Below are 18,280 nucleotides of genomic sequence, written 5' to 3' on the forward strand. Positions count from 1 at the left end.
AGACTTCAGCGTAATCCTTCCAGTTCGTCATTCCCGCGAAAGCGGGAATCCAGTGCCTTTCGTGCGAGAACGTTTGAAGTCACTGGATTCCCGCCTTCGCGGGAATGACGGTAGGTAGATACGCTGTGCCCGAATCCCGAATCCCGAATCCCGAATCCCGAATCCCGAATCCCGAATCCCGAATCCCGAATCCCGAATCCCGAATCCCGAATCCCGAATCAGGGCATGTTCCGCATATCGTGCATCATCGGCATCATGTTGGTGTTGAGGTGATGCATGACCCACAACGAGCCGGCCAGGGTGATAACCACGATGACGATGGTGAAGATCAGTGCGAGCATGTTCCAGCCGCCTTCCGACTTCGTGTTCATGTGCAGGAAGTAGATCATGTGCACGACGATCTGGACCACGGCCAGGGCCAGGATCACCACCGCGGTCAGGCTCGAATTGGGGATGACCTTGGCCATGACCAGCCAGAACGGAATCGCGGTCAGCACCACCGACAGCACGAAGCCGATGGTGTAGCTGCCGATGCTGCCGTGGGCGCCGTCGTCGTGATCGTCGTGGCCATGATCGTGATCGCCGCCTTCATGGGCCGCGTGGTCATGGCGATGCGTGTCGGTGGGCTGACTCACGGCAGCACTCCCATCAGATAGACGAAGGTGAAGACGCCGATCCAGACGACGTCGAGGAAATGCCAGAACATCGACAGGCACAGCAGGCGACGGCGGTTTTCCGGCGTCAGTCCGTGTTTTCCGACCTGCGCCATCAGCGTGACCAGCCAGACGATGCCGAAGGTCACGTGCAGGCCGTGGGTGCCGACCAGGGCGAAGAACGAGGACAGGAACGCGCTGCGCTGCGGACCGGCGCCCTCATCGATCAGGTGCGCGAACTCGTACTGTTCCAGACCGATGAAGGCCAGGCCGAACAGGCCGGTGATCGCCAGCCAGCCCTGCACCGCGGCGACCTTGCGCTTCTGCATCGCGATCATCGCGAAGCCGTAGGTGATCGACGACAGCAACAGCATCGAGGTGTTGATCGCCACCAATTGCAGATCGAACAGATCCGCGCCCGACGGGCCGGCCGCGTAGCTGCGGCCCAGCACGCCGTAGACGGCGAACAGGCAGGCGAACACCAGGCAGTCGCTCATCAGGTAGAGCCAGAACCCGAGCAGGGTGCCGTTCTGCGGATGGTGCTTGCCCTTCAGGTCCAGGAACAACGGCTGTCCCTGGGCGGTGTGGGTAGCGATGGCGTGGGCGTCAGACATGGGCGGCGGCCAGTTGTTGCGTGCGCTGGGCTTCGGTCTCGGCCACTCGCTCGGCCGGGATGTAGTAGTCGCGCTTGTAGTTGAAGGTGTGGACGATCGCGGCGATCAGCATCGCCGCGAAGGACACGCCGGCGACCAGCCACATCTGCCAGATCATCGCGAACGCGCACAGCGTGCTCAGGCCGGCGATCACCACGCCGGCGCCGGTGTTCTTGGGCATGTGCACCGACAGGAACCCGGAGGTAGGACGCTCGAATCCGCGCTGCTTCATGTCGTGCCAGGCGTCGTTGTCGTGCACCACCGGAGTGAAGGCGAAGTTGTAGTCCGGCGGCGGCGAGGAGGTCGACCATTCCAGGGTGCGGCCCTGCCACGGGTCGCCGGTTTCGTCGCGCAGCTCGTGGCGGCGGCGGATGCTGACGGCGAACTGGATCAGCATGCAGGCGATGCCGATGGCGATCAGCACCGCGCCGAAGGCGGCGATGACGAACCAGATCTGCAGCGACTGGTCCTCGAAGTGGCTCATGCGGCGGGTCACGCCCATCAGCCCCAGCACGTACAGCGGCATGAAGGCGAAGAAGAAGCCGGTGATCCAGAACCAGAACGAGCACTTGCCCCAGAACGGATCGAGCTTGAAGCCGAACGCCTTGGGCCACCAGAAGTTGATGCCGGCGAACAGGCCGAACAGCACGCCGCCGATGATCACGTTATGGAAGTGCGCGATCAGGAACAGGCTGTTGTGCAGGACGAAGTCGGCCGGCGGCACCGCCAGCAGCACGCCGGTCATGCCGCCGATGGTGAAGGTGACCATGAAGCCGATCGTCCACAGCATCGGTACCTCGAAGCGGATCCGCCCGCGGTACATGGTGAACAGCCAGTTGAAGATCTTCGCGCCCGTGGGGATCGAGATGATCATCGTGGTGATGCCGAAGAACGAGTTGACGCTGGCGCCCGAGCCCATGGTGAAGAAGTGGTGCAGCCACACCAGGTAGGACAGGATGGTGATCACCACCGTCGCGTAGACCATCGAGGCGTAGCCGAACAGGCGCTTGCCGCTGAAGGTCGAGACGATCTCGGAAAAGATGCCGAAGCACGGCAGGATCAGGATGTAGACCTCCGGGTGGCCCCAGATCCAGATCAGGTTCACGTACATCATGGGGTTGCCGCCCAGATCGTTCGTGAAGAAGTTGGTGCCGGCGTAGCGGTCCAGCGACAACAGCCCCAGCACCGCGGTCAGCACCGGGAATGCGGCGACGATCAGCACGTTGGTGCACAGCGAGGTCCAGGTGAACACCGGCATCTTCATCATGCTCATGCCCGGTGCGCGCATCTTGACGATGGTCGCGATCAGGTTGATGCCCGACAGCAATGTTCCGACGCCGGCGATCTGCAGCGCCCAGATGTAGTAGTCGACGCCGACCCCGGGACTGTAGGCGATGCCCGACAGCGGCGGATACGCCAGCCAGCCGGTCTTGGCGAACTCGCCGATGAACAGCGATGCCATCACCAGCGCAGCGCCGCAGGCGGTCATCCAGAAGCTGAAGTTGTTGAGGAACGGAAACGCCACGTCGCGCGCGCCGATCTGCAGCGGCACCAGGTAGTTCATCAGTCCGGTGACCAGCGGCATGGCCACGAAGAAGATCATGATCACGCCGTGGGCGGTGAAGATCTGGTCGTAGTGCTCCGGCGGCAGGTAGCCGGCGTTCTCGCCGAAGGCCATCGCCTGCTGCAGGCGCATCATGATCGCGTCGGCGAAGCCGCGCAGCATCATCACCAGGCCCAGGATGACGTACATGATGCCGATCTTCTTGTGATCGATGCTGGTGAACCACTCCTTCCAGAGATAACCCCAGAGCTTGAAGTAGGTCACCGCGCCGAGCACGGCGAGACCGCCGAGCACGACCATGGCGAAGGTGGCGATCAGGATCGGTTCGTGCAGCGGGATCGATTCCCAGCTGAGCCGGCCAAAGATCAGCGAGGCTTGGTTGGACGGTTCAGACATCTTCACTCCAAAAGTCCGCTCGCGGACTCGGCGCGCGTGGCGCGCGCCTGTTGAAAGCTTCGGTTTGCGATCACGGCGCCAGCGTGGCGACGCCCCAGTTCGGCGCGGCGGTCGGCTCGGTCACGCACATCGCCGAGGCCACCACCGGGCCGCCGCGCAGGTCGCCGCGACGGCGCGGCGCCAGCGCATTGGTGTTCAGGCCCAGGCCGCCGCCGGCGTCGATGGCCATCATCTCGTCCATGCACATCTTGGTGGAGTCCACGCAACGGTTGAGGATGGCCTGGTACAGGCCCGGCGCGACCGCGCCGTAGCGGCGCACCGGTTCCTTCTCGCTCGGGCGTTCCAGTTCCAGGTAATCGGCGCGCTGCAAGGTCTTGCCGGTGGCGCGGTTCTGCGCGACCCACGCGTCGAAGTCGGCTTGGCTCACGCCGTGGAAGCGGAAGCGCATGTGCGAGAAGCCTTCGCCGCTGTAGTTGGCCGAGAAGCCTTCGTAGTTGCCGGGGTGATTCATCACCGCGTGCAGCTTGGTTTCCATGCCCGGCATAGCGTAGATCTGACCGGCCAGGGCGGGGATGTAGAAGGAGTTCATCACCGACGAGGCGGTGATCTTGAACTGGATCGGACGGTCGATCGGCGCGGCGATCTCGTTGACCGTGGCGATGTTCTGCTCCGGATAGAGGAACAGCCACTTCCAGTCCAGCGCCACCACTTCGATCACCAGCGGCTTGACGTCGGCCGGGACCGGCTGGCCGGCCTTGATCCGGTTGAGCGAGCGGTAGGGATCGAGCGTGTGGGTGCTGACCCAGGTGATCGCGCCGAGCACGATGATGATCAGCAGCGGCGCGGCCCAGATCAGCAGCTCCAACTGGGTCGAGTGGTCCCAGTCGGGCTTGTACACCGCGGCCTTGTTCGAGGCCCGGTAACGCCAGGCGAAGAACAGGGTCAGCGCGATCACCGGCACGATGATCAGCAGCATCAGCACGGTGGACACGACGATGAGATCGCCCTGTTGAGCGGCCACGTCGCCGGGCGCGTTCAGCAGGATCGTATTGCAGCCCGCCAGCGGCAACAGCGCGCTGAGCAGAAGCAGGGGTCGAAGCAGGGATTTGATAGCGTTCATCAACCTGACGCGGGTGCACGACAAGGCCGCGACAGCCGCGGCGATGGGCGCCACTTTAGGCCGCGCGGACTGTGACGACGATTGGACGTTTTGTCCTATGGCAGCGCCGGGCGGGTGGTGGGAAGCTAGCGGCGTTCCCGGGTTCGGGGCGATGGGTGTTGGGTGAAGGCCGCTGTGACCATCGGGTCGCCGCGCCACTTCAAGACGTCATTCCCGCGAAGGCGGGAATCCAGTGCCTTTCGTGCGAGAACGCTTGAAGTCTCTGGATTCCCGCCTTCGCGGGAATGACGACAGGTAAGGTTCGTCGCCGCCCGTCGTTCAATGAGTACAGAAATCTATTCGCGTCCTCATGCTACCGCGTAACCGCACTAACTGAACGTATCCGCCTGTTTACGCAAACCACTCAGGCCCGAATCGCGCCACGCACTACAGCCGACTCCATGATGCATACGCCCAATCACGCAAATACAGATGCTTCCTCCCAGACCGTATCGGTGCACAGCACCGGTTCGCACGCGGAGGTGGCGCCGGGCGATATCGCGGTCGGCGTGGTGATCGGGCGCACTTCGGAATACTTCGACTTCTTCGTCTACGGCATCGCCTCGGCGCTGGTGTTCCCCTCGGTGTTCTTCCCGCACCTGGGCAAGCTGGAAGGTACTTTGTGGTCGTTCGCGATCTTCGCGCTGGCCTTCATCTCGCGTCCGTTCGGCACCGTGTTGTTCATGTGGATCCAGCGCCGCTGGGATCGCAGCACCAAGCTCACCATCGCGCTGTTCCTGCTTGGCACCTGCACCGCGGGCATCGCCTTCCTGCCCGGCTTCGGCACCATCGGCCCGTTGTCAATCGTGTTGCTGTCGCTGTTCCGGCTCGGCCAGGGCGTGGCCCTGGGCGGTTCCTGGGACGGCCTGCCGTCGCTGCTCGCGCTCAACGCGCCCAAGGAACGCCGCGGCTGGTACGCGATGCTGGGCCAGCTCGGCGCGCCGGCGGGTTTCATCATCGCCGCGGCGTTGTTCGCCTACCTCAACACCGCGCTGCCGCGCAGCGACTTCCTCGACTGGGGCTGGCGCTATCCGTTCTTCGCCGCGTTCGCGATCAACGTGGTCGCGCTGTTCGCCCGGCTGCGCCTGGTGGTCACCCACGAGTACGAACGCGAACTGGGCGAGCACGAACTCGAACCCACGCCGGTGCTGGAACTGTTCAGCGCCAAGGGCCGCCATGTGGTGATCGGCGCGTTCGCCGCGCTCGCCAGCTATGCGCTGTTCCACATCGTCACGATCTTCCCGCTGTCGTGGATCCTGCTGTACTCGGATCAGTCGGTGACTCAGTTCCTGGTGGTGCAGATCATCGGCGCCTGCCTCGCCGCCGGCGCGGTGGTGGCCTCGGGCTGGATCGCCGACCGCTTCGGCCGGCCGCGCACTCTGGCCGCGCTGGCCGCGGCGATCGCGATGTTCAGCGGATTCGCGCCGACCCTGATGGCTTCGGGCGATCTGGGCCAGGACGCGTTCATCCTGATCGGCTTCGTCCTGCTGGGCCTGTCCTACGGGCAGGCCGCCGGTTCGGTGACCGCCAACTTCGGTTCCAAGTATCGCTACACCGGCGCCGCGCTGACCTCGGACCTGGCCTGGCTGATCGGCGCCGCGTTCGCGCCGCTGGTCGCGTTGGGCTTGAGCGCGCATTTCGGCTTGGGCTTTATCGGCGTGTATCTGCTCTCCGGCGCGATCTGCACCATGGCCGCGTTGGCCGTGAACCGGGCCTTGAACCTGCGCAGCTGAGCCTTGTGAGGGGCGCTTTGTCCTGAGGTGAGCGGGCCCTCACCCCGGCCCTCTCCCGCAAGCGGGAGAGGGAGCGCAGCAGAGCCACCTCAGTACTGGCGTTGCACGCAGCGCTCCAAATCTTCCAGATACGCATCCACGCCCTGATCGTGCACCGGGGTGACGGTCATGTGCAGCGCGGCCGGATGAGTCAGGCGGCTGATATGCCAGCCGCGTTGCTGCATCGCATCGCCGACGCCGTGGATGTCGAACTCGTCGGAGCCGAACGCGATCACGCTCAGATGCGGCGCGCCGAGCACGTGCAGGCCCGGAATGCGTTCGATGCCTTCGATGTAGCGGTCGCGCAGATGCATGACCCGCTGCGCCAGGGTGCGATAGCCGGTTTCCCCCAAGGTAATGCATCACCGCCCAGGCCGCGGCCACCGCGCCGCCGGGCAGGGTGCCCGACAGGGTTTCGGTGCGATACAGCCCCTTGGGCCAGTCGCTGTATTCGAAGAACTGATGCGCCTGATCCTCGGCATCGGCGTAGAGCACCACCGAGGCGCCGTTGGCGGCATAACCGAACTTGTGCAGATCGGCCGACAGCGAGCGGACTCCGGCGATGCCCAGATCGAAGCGCGGCACGCCGGTCATGAAGCGCGCCACGTGTGGGGCCAGAAAACCGCCGATGCACGCGTCCACATGCAACCAGACTTCGTGTTCGCGGGCGATGCGCGCCAGTTCCTCGATCGGATCGATCATGCCGAACGGCAACGACGGCGCCGAGGCGACGATCATCATCGTCTCGTGCTCGACGCATTGCGCCAGCGCCTGGACGTTGGCGCGGTAGTCGCCGCCGATCGCCACCCGGATCACGTCCAGGCCCATCACTTCGGCGGCCTGGTCGTACGCCGGATGGGCACTGGCCGGCAGCAGCAGATGCGGACGCCGGACCTGCGGACGCTTGGCGCGGAAGGCGCGGTAGGCGCTGCGCACCGCCAGCATCACGCTCTCGCTGCCGCCGGAGGTGACGGTGCCGCAGGCGTCGCGGCCGCCGCCCAGCAACGACAGCGAAATCTGCACCAGGTCGTCCTGCATCTTGCGCAGGCTCGGGAACATGGTCGGCGCCAGCGCGTTCTCGCTGATGAACATGCTATAGGCGCGGCGGGCGACATCGAGCACGTCCTCGCCGGCGTAGTAGACGTGCAGCGATCCGCGGCCATGGCGCCAGTCGGCGTCGTCGCTGCGCAGATCCGTCAGGGCTTCCTGCAGTTCGCTCCAGGGCCGTCCGCGGGCGGGAAGGGTCTTGCGTCCGGGAACATTCAACGGAACATTCAGCGTGGACATCATGGGCGCGGTCTCGTAAGCGGGGAAGGGGAAGGGCAACGGTGAGCGGGAAACGGTGGCGCAGCGGCGCGGCGGGCGGGAAACGCGAAGGCGCGACGATGCGAATGCGCACGGCACGGCCACCGCGCTCGGCGGTGATCGATGGCGATCGGCATTGCGATCAACGACAGGCCCGGCGTGTCGAGGCGATCACCGATTCGCGCCAGTGGCGACGGCGCGAAGGCGGGCGAATCGAAAACCGGGACGTTCGACGCGTGGGAATCGGGTCAGTGCGCGCGACTCATGGGCGACAGCGTTCCGGCGACGCATCGCCGTATGAGTCGCGGACGCGTGGTGCCGTTCCGGCGGCGATGCCGAACCGGATCGGGCGAGGAATCGAACGACCCTGGGGTCGCGTGCGGGCGCTGATGAACTTCTTCAAAGGACTTGCTCCGTGTCACGAAGAATGAATCGCGTGTACTGCGCATACGCGGCCGAACGGGAGATGCGCGCTTGTTGTAATCGGTATGCGCGCCGTCGGCGGTTGCGACGAAATGGTTAGATCAAAACTGCCAGGACAGTGTTACGTCCTGGTGTTGCGTCGGTCAACGATCGCGCGCGTTCGTGTGTCGAAGTAGCGATGCCTATCGCATTGCGCATCGCGAGGTATCACAGAATCAATCGCGCGTGCTTTGCTTTGCATCGTTCGCGCGAGTGTCGCGTGGCATTGCGAATTCGCCTTGATTTCGCGGGTATTGTCGATATGTGATCGCAGTTGTGAAGTGCGATGCAGGGCCGAAACAGGCGATGCGCGATGTGCGCGATCGGGTTTGCGCGGTGAGTATCGGTGAGCGATGTATAGCGAGCGTGATGCGGCGATTGCCGCGGCGTGACCGCTGCTGAAGTTCGATCCGCTCGGATCGAGTCGGATCGAATTCGAGGCGACGCATCGCGTCGCTTTGCGCCGCGCATGGGCAGCGCATGGGCAGCGCATGGGCAGTGCGCCAGAACGACGACGGCCGGTCCGCGCTCGCGCGAATCGGCCGCAGTCGGCTGGTTCAACGCGTGGTTCAGGTCGCTGAAAGCGTCTTGGCGAACGCGCTGTCGCCGTGCAGGTCGCGAAGGTCGACGCTGAGCGCGCGCGTATCGGGATCGATGTTGACCTCGCCGAAGAACTGATAGCCCGCCAGCGGCGATGCGTTCGGCGATGGCGGCGCTTTCTGGAACACCACCTGCGGGCCGAAGCTGCCGTCGAGCGCGTTGGGTCCGAACGCGCCGGCGTTGAGCGGGCCGGCGACGAATTCCCAGAACGGCGAGAAATCCTGGAACGCGGCGCGACCGGGATCGTAGTAGTGGGCCGCGCAGTAGTGCACGTCGGCGGTCAGCCAGACCACGTTGTCGACGTGACGGATCGCGTGCAACAGCTCGGCGAACTCCAGCTCGCGGCCGCGCGGCAGGCCGTTGTCGCCGTTGGCCACCGCTTCCCAGCGCGGCCGGCCTTGCGCGTCGGTACCGTCGGGTACGTGCAATCCCAGCGGCATGTCGGCGGCGACGATCTTCCAGGTGGCGCGCGAGCGGCGCAGTCCCTCGGCCAGTTCGCGCAGTTGACGGCGGCCGAGAAACGCGGTGTCCGGGCCGGGCGCGGCTTGCAGATTGTCGGTATTGGGGCCGCGATAGCTGCGCATGTCGAGCATGAACACATCCAGCAGCGGCCCGTAATGGATAACCCGTTCGATGCGCTGCCTGCGCGGATCGCCGCTTTGGCGCTGCGGCGAGTACTCCAGGAAGGCCTGACGCGCGCGCCGCACCAGCACGTCGATGTCCTTGACCATGTAGCGCGGATCGGCGCTGAGATCCTTCGACGGCGACCAGTTGTTGACCACTTCATGATCGTCCCACTGCCACAACTGCGGCACCTGCGCGGCGAAGCGGCGCAGGTTGTCGTCGAGCAGGTTGTAGCGGTAGCGGCCGCGGTATTCGTCGAGGGTTTCGGCGACCTTGTGCACGCCCTCGGCGACCAGGTTGCGCCATACGCGGCCGTTCTCGGCCTGGGCCTGTTCGGCGATCGGGCCGTCGGCGTAGATGGTGTCGCCCGAATGCAGGAAGAAATCCGGATCGCGCAGACGCATGGCTTCGAAGATGCGCATGCCGCCGATCTCCGGATTGATGCCCCAGCCCTGGCCAGCGACGTCCCCGCCCCAGACGAAGCGCACCGGGCGGCCGCGGCCATGGCGAGAGCCGCACGGCGCGGCGCGCAGGCGACCTTCGCTCCAGGCGCTGCGCACGCCGCTGCGCGCGTCTTCGAAGGCGACCCGGACCTTGCGTTGGGCCGGGCCGGGCAGCAGCGGAACGTCCAGGCGCGCGGTGTAGTCGCTGGCCGCGGTCGCCAGTGGCCCGCGCAGGCGCAGGGCGCGGCGGAAGCCGTCCTCGTCGCCGATCTCGACCCACATCCGCGCCGGCCGGTCGCTGCGCGCCCACACCGTCGCGCCGCGTTCGCCGACATCGCCGAACTGCAGGCCGTAGGGCAATTGCGGGCGCGCCGATTCGGCGGTGATCGGATGCGGTCCGGCGGCGAGCGCGGGCAGGACCGGCAGGGCGGCGCCGAGAGCGCCCAGGCCCAGGGCGCTGCCGGACTGGAACAGAAAACGGCGGCGGAAGGAATCGTGATCGTGCATGGCGTCGGCTCGCACTGTGGGGGGAGACCCGACCCTAGCCTGTGCAGATGGCAGTCTTATGGCTGTCATCTGCGGCCGCAGCCGGGGGCGGGCGGGAGCGCCGGGCCGCGTCGGATCGCGCCAATTAGCGAGCCCCATTCCGCTTTCGACATCGCGTACAAGCGCTTCTCGCCGAAGTGACCCGTTCGACAGGTGAGCGACAGCTTGCGCCCTTAACGTCGCGGCCACCTCCATCCAGGACCTCCGCCCATGTCGCCGATCCGTCTGTCCACCTGCCTGCCATGGGCCGTGTGCGCCCTGTCGTTGTCGCTCTGCGCCCAGGCGCAGGCCCAGGCCTACGTGTTCAACGACGAGTTCAACGGCGCCGCCGGCAGCCAACCCGATCCGAACAAATGGGAGCAGCAGACCGGTTGCGAATGGGGCAATGGCGCCGAGCAGCAGTGCTACACCGACGGCGGCCACAACGTCCGCCTCAACGGCAGCGGTCAGTTGGTCATCACCGCCCGGCGCGAGGACTACAACGGCTATCGCTACACCTCGGCGCGCTTGATGAGCCGGCAAACCCACGCCCGCGGCCGGGTGCAGGTGCGCGCGCGCATGTCGGGCTGGCAGTCCGGCGCATGGCCGGCGATCTGGACCTTGGGCCAACCCGAGGCGGCGTGGCCGCGGCACGGCGAACTGGACTTGATGGAGAACGGCCTCAACGGTTCGCGCTGGCGTCCGGAGTACCACGTGCATACCGACACCTCGGGCGAGGGCGGCGAGTACGCGATCGATCCGACCCAATGGCATGTCTACGAAGTGCGTTGGAGCGCCGGCCCCACGGCCACCGCTTCGTTCTACGTCGACGGCCGGCTGGCGCGGACCTTGCCGTATGCGGTGCCCGCGGTTTCGCCGTCGACGGTGTTGTTGAACATCGCGGTGGGCTCCTATGCCGGCACGCCCGACCCGGCGCTCGACAGCACGATGACCGTCGATTACGTGCGCGTTTCGGCTTTGCCCTGAGCGGGCCGCCGATCGCTTGATTCTTCCGGCGCGCTTGCTCGCTCGCTCGCGCCGGATTTCGCTCTCCACCAGCCGCGGCGGCGCAGCGCTGCGCGTCGCCGCGGCGTTCTTTCCCACAGTGCAAGGACTTGTGATGCCAATCGTTTCCCATGCTTTTCCCGGGCGCGCACGCCACCGTTGGGCCCAGGCCGCGCTCAAGAGCGCAGTCGCCATCGGCCTGGCCGCTTTGGCCACCGTGGCGTCGGCGGCCGACGCGACCCGCCTCGCGGCTCCGGCCGCGAACGTCTTCGTCGATTTCACCGCGCACGGCCAACCGACCTCCGAATATTCGCTGGGCTCGACCGTCTCCACCTTCGCCGACGGCGGCAGCAATCTGATCAAGGGACCGAACAGCGCGCAATGGCGCCAATACCTGGCCGATCTGGGGCCGCTGGTATGGCGCATTCCGCTGTTCCATCACGACGGTCAGGTGGGCTCGGCGGCCGGCGGCATCCACGGCGGCAACGAAGGCGAGGCCTATATCCGCGCGATCAAGGGCATCGGCGGCATCCCGATGATCGCCGTGGGCGGCACCAGCAACGACAACGATATCCGCGCCGGCGACGCGGCGGCGCTGGTGCGCTACTTCAACGACAACGGCGGCCAGCGCGGCGGCCCGGTGGTCGACTACATCATCGGCAACGAACCCGATAACGGCTTCGGCATGGATCCCTACATCCACGGCGGCAACGGCAGCGACGGGTTCCACGCCATCGCCACCGCGATGCGCGGCGCCAGCGCGCAGTCGCTGTCGCTGGCCGGCCCCTCGCTGGTGACCTGGGCCGATTACAAATACGGCGATTTCCGCCAGTTCTTCGCCGCCAGCCATGCCGACACCGACGTGGTCGATTTCCACAAGTACGGCAGCGGCAGCCCCTTGGGCAATCTGGGCACCACCGCCGATTACGGCGCGGCCATCGCCTGGCTGCGCAACGAGATCGATCAGTACTTCGGCGACCGCGCGGGCGGCATCGCGATCCAACTCGGCGAGTTCAACTACAACTCGTGGTACGGGGCGCAGTGGCGCGCGTCGTTCTACACCTCGCGCAACACCGTGCACACCGCCTCGTTGATCGGGCATGTGTTGCGCGCCGGCGGCAATGCCTATCAGTACTCGGACAACAACGGGCCGCTGGGCCTGCTCACCGACGGCACCGACCGCAACGATCAGCCCGCCGGCAAGCAACTGCGGCTGCCGGCGTATTGGGGCGTGTCGGCCTGGAGCGGCGGGATATGGTCGCGGCGTTACGGCGAGTCGATGGTCGCGGCCAGCACCCAGGTATCGGACCTGGAGGTGTTCGCCACCGACAACGCGAAGAAGATCGTGCTCATCAACAAATCCGAAACCACCGACCGGCAGGCCGTGATCGCGTTGACCGGCACCGCCAGCGGCCGCTACACCGCCTGGCGTCACGCGCGCGGCATGGATCCGGCCAACTTCGTCGGCGGCGCCCAGTACCAGCCTCCGGCCAAGGTCGCCAATGCGGCCGCGTTCTCGCAAGGACGCATCAGCGTCAGCGTGCCGTGGATGAGCGTGGTGGTGATCGACGTGAACTGATCCGCGCGCGTTCGCTGCCCGATGCGGGGCCCGCGGCATCGTCGCGGGCCTCGTGCGTTTGCCGCGCCGCGCGTTGCGGAAGGATGTTCGGCCGCAACGCGCGTTCGCATGCGCGACGATGAACTGGAGGATTAACCGTACCGCGGGCGTCGCCGCGGCGGATGACAAATGGCATGGGACGCGGTGGCGGCGCGGACCGATGCTGCGCTGCCGCCGCCCTCCAGGATCCGCACGCATGCCGCGCCCGCTCGCTTTGGTATCGACCGTGATCCTGCTGTGCGGTCTGGCCGCTGACGCCGGCGCGGCCGCGCTGTTCGACAGTTTCGACCTCAGCGTGCCGCAGCCGCCGGCGCCGGTGTCGGTGGAAGGCCGCCCGCGGTTGATCTACGAATTGCATCTGAGCCACTTCGGCGAGCGCGAGTTGACTCCGACGGCGCTGCGCATCGTCGATGCCGACCGCGGCACCGCGCTGGCGAGCTTTACCGGTTCCGAATTGGCCGCGCGCAGCCGGATCATCGGCCGCAAGTCCGGCGAGACCGGCGCCTTGCGGCCGGGCGAGCGCGAAGTGATCTATCTGGAGGTCGAGCCGGGCGGCGTCGTGCCCAAGCGCTTGCGCCATGCACTGGAATTCACGGCGGCCGGCTCCGACAAGACCCGCTCCGACAAGACCGGCTCCGATAAGACCGGCTCCGTCGAGACCGTGGTCGTGGAAGGGGCGAGCATCGCGATCGGCACGGCGCCCGCGCTGCAATTGGGCCCGCCGCTGCGCGGTGGACCGTGGATCGCGATCTACGCGCCGCAATGGCCGCGCGGCCATCGGCGCGTGTTCTACACCCTGGACGGGCGCGCGCGCTTGCCCGGCCGCTACGCCATCGATTGGGTCAGGCTCGACGGCGATGGCCGTACCGGCCGCGGCGGTAAGGATCAGGACCTGGTGTCCGATTCGCTGGGCTATGGCGAGCCGGTGCTGGCGGTGGCCGACGCCACCGTCGCGGTGGCGCGCGACGGCGTCGACGAGGCCGCGCGGGTCTCGCTCAATCCCAAGCACGCGTTCGGCCAGGCGCCCGGCAACTACGTGGTGCTGGCGCTGGCCGACGGGCGTTTCGCCACCTACGAGCACCTGCGCACGGGCAGCGTGAAGGTGCGCGAGGGCGACAAGGTGCGGGTGGGCCAGACCATCGCCGAATTGGGGTTCACCGGCGACTCCACTGGCCCGCACCTGCATTTCCATCTCGCCGACGGTCGTGTGCCGCTGGCGGCGGAAGGCCTGCCGTATGGCTTCGCCGGCTTCCGTCTGCTGGGGCATTACTCGCAGTTCGAAGGGCTCGGCAAGCAGCGTTGGGACGCGTTACCGGCCGGTGTCGAGCCGCAGCGTCGCGACGAACTGCCGGCGTCCAACGCGGTGATCGAGTTTCCGCGCTGAACTTTCTGCGCCGAACTTTCCGCGATCAGGCTGTGGTCGGGCCGCGATCAGGCCGCACTGATCTGCGCATCCGCCGGCGCCGCCGGCGACAACGTTTCCAACAATCGCCGGCCGCGCCGGCCCGGCGCCATGACGATGCCGGAGCTGACCAGGAAGAACCGCTCCAGCGCCAGCGACACCACGTTGACGACGCAGAAGTGTCCGGGCTCGTCGTGGTTGATCGCGTAGTGCAGGTCGATGTCGCGCGCACGCAGGCGCGTCAGCAGGGTTTGCAGCAGCCCGGCCGGCGGCATCGGTGCGGGCGCGTCCTGGCGCCAGCGGCCGCGGCGCAGACGCACGGCGTCGATCTCGAACACCGCGCAGTCGCGCAACTTGGGATAAGCGGCCAGCGCATCGAGCAGTCTGCGCGAATGGCCGCGCAGCCTGGGCGCCAGCCGCGGCAACTCCAGTCCCTGCACCAGTTCGGTGATCGCGCGCGTGGCGGCGTGTTCGGGGTAGAGCGAGGCGCCGTAACCGCAGGGATGCAGCAATTCGTCCTCGCCCAGGTCGGTGGCGGTGGCGATGTAGCACGGCACGTCGAGGTCGCTGGTGACGTCGATCAGCACGATCTGGCGCTGCAACTGCGCGCTGGCCTGGCGCAGGCAGCGGGCCAAGGTCGCGGGCAGATCGTCGGCGTCCATGCGGTAGCCGTAACCGGCCGGATCGCCGAGAAAATGCGCGGCCAGAAACAACGACCAGGCATCGCGCTCGACCAGTTCGCCGATCGCGTGCACCGCCGCCTCGGCGAAACTGCCGCCGATCGCGGTGCCGTTGTTGGAACCGAAGCGCAGCGCGCTGGCGTAATCGAAATCGTCCTGCGGCGGGCGCCAGTCCAGATAGGTGGGGTAGGACAGGAACAGCGGCAGCGCCGCCTCGGGTTCGCCGTCGACGAAGGAACGATAGGCGCGACAGGCCAGATGGCGATCGGGCTGTCGCGCGAACGCGGCGCGGAACGGCAGCTCGGTCAGGCGCGCGTCGCTCAGGCAGTCGGCGCCGCTGCGCAGACTCAGCGCGGCGTCCGCGGGGGTCTTGCCGGTGAACAGGTGTTCGACCGCTTCGTACAGCGCGCCGACCCGCGCCGGTTCCGGCTCGCCCTTGCCGAAGCCGTTGCCGAGCAGGCTGCCGTCGTCGTCGTAGAGCGTGCAGATCGTCGCCGCGAACGGCTCGCCGGTGTCTTGCAGTTCCGCGCGCCAGCCTTGCGCGTCGAGAAAGCCGCGCAGTATCCGTTCGGCCTCGTCGAGGCTGCGTTCTCGTTCCAGGGGAATCACGTTCGCGCTCTCCTTCGCGCGGGACGCGGCGCGCGGACGCCGCGGACACGACGGCACGGAGAGGCCTCCGTGCCGTCGCCCATACCTGCTCGCGACGGCTTGCGCCGGTCGCGCTTACTAGGCCTGCTGTTATCTAGCCTGCAGTTACTTAGCGTGCTGTTCCAGGAAGGCCTGCTCGTCGTCGGTCAGTTCCGGCTTGATCTGCTGGGCTTCCAGCGTGGTCACGGCCTCGATCAGATACGGACGGCTCTTGATGATCAACGGCATATCGATGTGCTTCTTCATATAGTCCCTCATATGGTGGTTCGTCCGATGAAACAGGTCGCAGCCGGGCAGAGCGGCGCGTAAGGGGCTATCGCCGTCCGCTGGCTGCCGGACCTCTATACCAAAGGCGCAGGCCCGGCGAAGCGCCGGATGCGCGAAACTGTGACCGAGGCCAGCGGTATGTCTCCGCCGCCCTGGCTGAACCGGCGGGCCGGCAAGGTCAGTCTCGGCGCCGCCCGAACGCGGCATAGGCCAGGATCGCGGTCAATACGAACAACCCCACCACCACGGTCCAGAAGCCGTGCCCGCTCTCGGCCAGCGGCATGCCGCCCACGTTCATGCCGAACAGGCCGGCGATCAGATTGATCGGCAGCGCCAGCACGGTCACCACGGTCAGCACGAACAAGGTGCGGCCGGTCTGCTCGTTGACCAGCGCGGCCAGTTCTTCCTGGATCAGCTTGACCCGTTCCACCAGCGCCGCCGAGTCGCCGATGGCGGTGGAGAATTCTTCCGCGGCCTGCTGCAGGTCCTGGATGTCGTCGTGGTCGATCCAGTCCGGCGGACGGTTGAGCAGGCGGAACAGCGCGGTCGGCTCGGGCGCGAGCAGGCGCTGCAAGCGCACCAGGCTGCGTCGCAGCGCGCCGATCTGGGTGCGGTCGGTGGAGATGCGATTGGCCAACAAGCGGTCTTCGATCCGATCGACCTGCAGGGTCGACTTGCGCAGGATCTCGCCGAGCACGCTGGCCTGATCGCGCAGCAGATGCGCCAGCAGTTCCACCGGCGAGCGGAAGCCTTGTCCTGAACGCACCGCCGCGCGCAACTGGTCGACCGAGCGCAGCGGCCGCAAGCGCGCGCTGACCAGCAGCCGGGGACCGATGCACAGGCTGGTGGTGCCGACTTCCGATGCGTCGAAGCTGGAATCGAACAGGACGTCGTGGATTACCGCGATCAAGGCGCCGTCGTCGAGCTCCAGCCGGGTCGAGCCGACTTCGCTGCGCAGGCTGTCGTAGAACGCGTCGGGCAATTCCAGGGCGCGGCGCAGGAAGCGCTCGCTGCCGGTGTTGGACAAGGAGAAATGCAGCCACAGGAAGCCGCGGTCCTCGTCGTCGGCAGGCGCAACCAGGAACTGCGCGACCGCATCGGTGCTGATCGTCTGCGCCGGTTGGCCCGGCACGAAGCGATACCCCCAGATCAGGCCGTCCTGGTTGGAACCGTAACTGGAATCGGCGATGCGCATACGTGGACGGCTATTGGAGCGGGCGGCTCGCTTAAGCTAGCGGAAACCGCGGACAACTCCCACCATTGCCGCGCTTGTGAGCCGTTTTCGCGATGTTCCAAGCCCGCCGACGCCGCCCGAGCCCATGACCTTCGCCCAATACACGATCGCCCCCGTCGACGGCGCCTTGCACGGCTTCGAATGCGCGTTGCGCCCGGGGATGCCGATTCATCACGTGCCGAGGCATTGGCCCGGCGAGGACCGGGTCTTCGAGGTCGATGCGCTTCGCATCGCCGAGCGGATAGCCCGCGTCAGCCGCGAGCACAACGGTGCCTTGGCCGAAGCGACCCTGCGTTTCGAAGCGGCCCGGCTGGCGAGCCTGTCCTTGTGCCTGACGCCGCGCGAACACCGCGGATTGGACGAAGCGGGCTTCTATGCCAGCGTCCAGGCGCGTCTGGCCGTGCATCGCCGGTGGCTGCGCACCGCGACCGGCGTGGCCGCCGATCCGGTCGTCGCCAGTTGGGGGCGCATGGGCGTGTTGCGCGACAAGAGCGAAGGCGTTTACGTGTGTCTGCGCTGGAGTCCGGCAACCGACGCCTGAGCTGTGCGTGACGGCGCAGGCGTGTTCGGCGTCACCCGCGTTCGGCGTCCGCCGCGCTCGCCGATCAGCAACGCCCGACCTGGGTGTAACTGCTGGCTTGCTTGCGCATGCGCACTCCGTCCACGCAGCGGAACTCGACCAGGTCTTCGACGATGCCCTGGCCGGTGAACGGGTCGGCGCGGTCGACGGCGTTGATATGGTGCGCGTTGGTCGCAACCTCGATGTCCGGCAGGGCGGCGGCGGCGGGCGGCGGCGGATCGCGCCGCAACATCGCATGGGCCGAAGCGAGCAGGACCAGCAGCAGGGTCAGCGACAGGCTCACGATCAGGCCGGGGCTGAAGCGGCGGGCGCTCGCGCGGTCCGGATCGAGCTGCGCCAACAGTCCGGCGACGGCGGCAGACCGGCCTTGGCTGGCTTCCATGCGTTGGGCTCCCGGATCGATTGCCCGGAGCATAGCCGGCGCATGCACCCGGCAAATGCGCGGCATTGCTCAGTTTGGACCTCGCCGACGGCCGCCGCGATGCGCCGTTCGTTCAGGCCCCGACAGCGCAGCGGCCGCGACACCGCGGCGCCCTCATCGCCGGATCGACCCATGCCGCACCCGCCTCGACACCAAGCCTCAGCGCCCTCGCACCGGCTCGGAACGACATTGTTCGGTCCAGGCCGAGATCGCCTCGCCGCGGACCACTTGGTGGCAATAGTGGCGATGCGGCATCGCCGATGGCGGCG

The 18,280-nt window shown here is 66.9% G+C and carries 16 protein-coding genes; 6 read left to right on the top strand and 10 right to left on the bottom strand.

The window, feature by feature from the left end; genetic code table 11:
* Nucleotides 1-218: 218 nt before the first annotated feature.
* From cyoD to cyoA, 4 genes are all read right to left on the bottom strand, one after another.
* Entirely contained in the window at nucleotides 219-635 is a 417-nt protein-coding gene (gene cyoD / locus ACTOWJ_RS03125) for a cytochrome o ubiquinol oxidase subunit IV (RefSeq protein ID WP_441333130.1), read from the bottom strand.
* The gene (cyoC, locus tag ACTOWJ_RS03130; RefSeq protein ID WP_441333131.1) at nucleotides 632-1,267 is read right to left on the bottom strand and encodes a cytochrome o ubiquinol oxidase subunit III; all 636 of its coding nucleotides are present in this window, start codon (nucleotides 1,265-1,267) and stop codon (nucleotides 632-634) included. The genes cyoD and cyoC overlap by 4 nt, the downstream gene beginning before the upstream one ends.
* The gene (gene cyoB, locus ACTOWJ_RS03135; RefSeq protein ID WP_441333132.1) at nucleotides 1,260-3,266 is read right to left on the bottom strand and encodes a cytochrome o ubiquinol oxidase subunit I; all 2,007 of its coding nucleotides are present in this window, start codon (nucleotides 3,264-3,266) and stop codon (nucleotides 1,260-1,262) included. Before cyoB ends, cyoC begins: the two co-directional genes overlap by 8 nt.
* A gap of 70 nt (nucleotides 3,267-3,336) precedes the next feature.
* Nucleotides 3,337-4,386: a ubiquinol oxidase subunit II gene (gene cyoA / locus ACTOWJ_RS03140; RefSeq protein WP_441333133.1), complete on the bottom strand. Its 1,050-nt coding sequence runs from the start codon at nucleotides 4,384-4,386 to the stop codon at nucleotides 3,337-3,339.
* A 494-nt stretch (nucleotides 4,387-4,880) separates the two neighbouring features.
* Here cyoA and ACTOWJ_RS03145 point away from each other — a divergent pair, with 494 nt between their 5' ends.
* Nucleotides 4,881-6,158, top strand: a complete 1,278-nt coding sequence (locus tag ACTOWJ_RS03145) for an MFS transporter (protein ID WP_441333134.1) — start codon at nucleotides 4,881-4,883, stop codon at nucleotides 6,156-6,158.
* Between the two features lie 39 nt (nucleotides 6,159-6,197).
* Here the strand turns inward: ACTOWJ_RS03145 and ACTOWJ_RS03150 are convergent, their stop codons facing one another.
* A complete protein-coding gene (locus tag ACTOWJ_RS03150; RefSeq protein ID WP_441333135.1) occupies nucleotides 6,198-7,601 on the bottom strand; it encodes a pyridoxal phosphate-dependent decarboxylase family protein in 1,404 nt (467 codons plus the stop codon).
* Nucleotides 7,602-7,625: 24 nt separating this feature from the next.
* Here ACTOWJ_RS03150 and ACTOWJ_RS03155 point away from each other — a divergent pair, with 24 nt between their 5' ends.
* Entirely contained in the window at nucleotides 7,626-7,892 is a 267-nt protein-coding gene (locus tag ACTOWJ_RS03155) for a hypothetical protein (RefSeq protein ID WP_441333136.1), read from the top strand.
* Nucleotides 7,893-8,533: 641 nt separating this feature from the next.
* On the opposite strand, the gene ACTOWJ_RS03160 is transcribed toward ACTOWJ_RS03155, so the two are convergent.
* Complete coding sequence (locus tag ACTOWJ_RS03160; RefSeq protein ID WP_441333137.1) at nucleotides 8,534-10,138, bottom strand: alkaline phosphatase D family protein; 1,605 nt, start codon at nucleotides 10,136-10,138, stop codon at nucleotides 8,534-8,536.
* A 249-nt stretch (nucleotides 10,139-10,387) separates the two neighbouring features.
* Between ACTOWJ_RS03160 and ACTOWJ_RS03165 the strand changes: the two genes are divergently transcribed.
* The 3 genes from ACTOWJ_RS03165 (at nucleotide 10,388) to ACTOWJ_RS03175 (ending at nucleotide 14,163) form a co-directional block, all read left to right on the top strand.
* Complete coding sequence (locus tag ACTOWJ_RS03165; RefSeq protein ID WP_441333138.1) at nucleotides 10,388-11,143, top strand: glycoside hydrolase family 16 protein; 756 nt, start codon at nucleotides 10,388-10,390, stop codon at nucleotides 11,141-11,143.
* A gap of 133 nt (nucleotides 11,144-11,276) precedes the next feature.
* Nucleotides 11,277-12,740, top strand: coding sequence for a hypothetical protein (locus ACTOWJ_RS03170; RefSeq protein ID WP_441333139.1), 1,464 nt, complete (start codon nucleotides 11,277-11,279; stop codon nucleotides 12,738-12,740).
* A 235-nt stretch (nucleotides 12,741-12,975) separates the two neighbouring features.
* On the top strand, nucleotides 12,976-14,163 hold the full coding sequence (locus ACTOWJ_RS03175; protein ID WP_441333140.1) for a M23 family metallopeptidase: 1,188 nt from the start codon (nucleotides 12,976-12,978) through the stop codon (nucleotides 14,161-14,163).
* A 47-nt stretch (nucleotides 14,164-14,210) separates the two neighbouring features.
* Here the strand turns inward: ACTOWJ_RS03175 and ACTOWJ_RS03180 are convergent, their stop codons facing one another.
* The 3 genes from ACTOWJ_RS03180 to ACTOWJ_RS03190 form a co-directional block, all read right to left on the bottom strand.
* Entirely contained in the window at nucleotides 14,211-15,470 is a 1,260-nt protein-coding gene (locus ACTOWJ_RS03180) for a YcaO-like family protein (protein WP_441333141.1), read from the bottom strand.
* 144 nt (nucleotides 15,471-15,614) lie between these two features.
* Nucleotides 15,615-15,755 carry a hypothetical protein gene (locus tag ACTOWJ_RS03185; protein WP_441333142.1) on the bottom strand — a complete coding sequence of 47 codons (141 nt, stop codon included), beginning with the start codon at nucleotides 15,753-15,755 and terminating at the stop codon, nucleotides 15,615-15,617.
* 199 nt (nucleotides 15,756-15,954) lie between these two features.
* On the bottom strand, nucleotides 15,955-16,971 hold the full coding sequence (locus tag ACTOWJ_RS03190) for a transporter (RefSeq protein ID WP_441333143.1): 1,017 nt from the start codon (nucleotides 16,969-16,971) through the stop codon (nucleotides 15,955-15,957).
* 124 nt (nucleotides 16,972-17,095) lie between these two features.
* Here ACTOWJ_RS03190 and ACTOWJ_RS03195 point away from each other — a divergent pair, with 124 nt between their 5' ends.
* Nucleotides 17,096-17,551: a hypothetical protein gene (locus ACTOWJ_RS03195; protein WP_441333144.1), complete on the top strand. Its 456-nt coding sequence runs from the start codon at nucleotides 17,096-17,098 to the stop codon at nucleotides 17,549-17,551.
* Between the two features lie 64 nt (nucleotides 17,552-17,615).
* Here ACTOWJ_RS03195 and ACTOWJ_RS03200 read toward each other — a convergent pair whose 3' ends face one another.
* On the bottom strand, nucleotides 17,616-17,972 hold the full coding sequence (locus ACTOWJ_RS03200) for a hypothetical protein (RefSeq protein ID WP_441333145.1): 357 nt from the start codon (nucleotides 17,970-17,972) through the stop codon (nucleotides 17,616-17,618).
* Nucleotides 17,973-18,280 lie beyond the last annotated feature (308 nt).

It is taken from the genome of Lysobacter sp. CA199, assembly GCF_052078715.1.
Taxonomy (GTDB): domain Bacteria; phylum Pseudomonadota; class Gammaproteobacteria; order Xanthomonadales; family Xanthomonadaceae; genus Lysobacter.

Excerpts from the sequence above, each read along its gene's own strand:
- cyoC (WP_441333131.1), bottom strand. The coding sequence starts at position 1,267 with ATGTCTGACGCCCACGCCATCGCTACCCACACCGCCCAGGGACAGCCG.
- cyoB (WP_441333132.1), bottom strand. The coding sequence starts at position 3,266 with ATGTCTGAACCGTCCAACCAAGCCTCGCTGATCTTTGGCCGGCTCAGC.
- cyoA (WP_441333133.1), bottom strand. The coding sequence starts at position 4,386 with ATGAACGCTATCAAATCCCTGCTTCGACCCCTGCTTCTGCTCAGCGCG.
- ACTOWJ_RS03155 (WP_441333136.1), top strand. The coding sequence starts at position 7,626 with ATGGCGATCGGCATTGCGATCAACGACAGGCCCGGCGTGTCGAGGCGA.
- ACTOWJ_RS03160 (WP_441333137.1), bottom strand. The coding sequence starts at position 10,138 with ATGCACGATCACGATTCCTTCCGCCGCCGTTTTCTGTTCCAGTCCGGC.
- ACTOWJ_RS03165 (WP_441333138.1), top strand. The coding sequence starts at position 10,388 with ATGTCGCCGATCCGTCTGTCCACCTGCCTGCCATGGGCCGTGTGCGCC.
- ACTOWJ_RS03170 (WP_441333139.1), top strand. The coding sequence starts at position 11,277 with ATGCCAATCGTTTCCCATGCTTTTCCCGGGCGCGCACGCCACCGTTGG.
- ACTOWJ_RS03175 (WP_441333140.1), top strand. The coding sequence starts at position 12,976 with ATGCCGCGCCCGCTCGCTTTGGTATCGACCGTGATCCTGCTGTGCGGT.
- ACTOWJ_RS03185 (WP_441333142.1), bottom strand. The coding sequence starts at position 15,755 with ATGAAGAAGCACATCGATATGCCGTTGATCATCAAGAGCCGTCCGTAT.
- ACTOWJ_RS03190 (WP_441333143.1), bottom strand. The coding sequence starts at position 16,971 with ATGCGCATCGCCGATTCCAGTTACGGTTCCAACCAGGACGGCCTGATC.
- ACTOWJ_RS03195 (WP_441333144.1), top strand. The coding sequence starts at position 17,096 with ATGACCTTCGCCCAATACACGATCGCCCCCGTCGACGGCGCCTTGCAC.
- ACTOWJ_RS03200 (WP_441333145.1), bottom strand. The coding sequence starts at position 17,972 with ATGGAAGCCAGCCAAGGCCGGTCTGCCGCCGTCGCCGGACTGTTGGCG.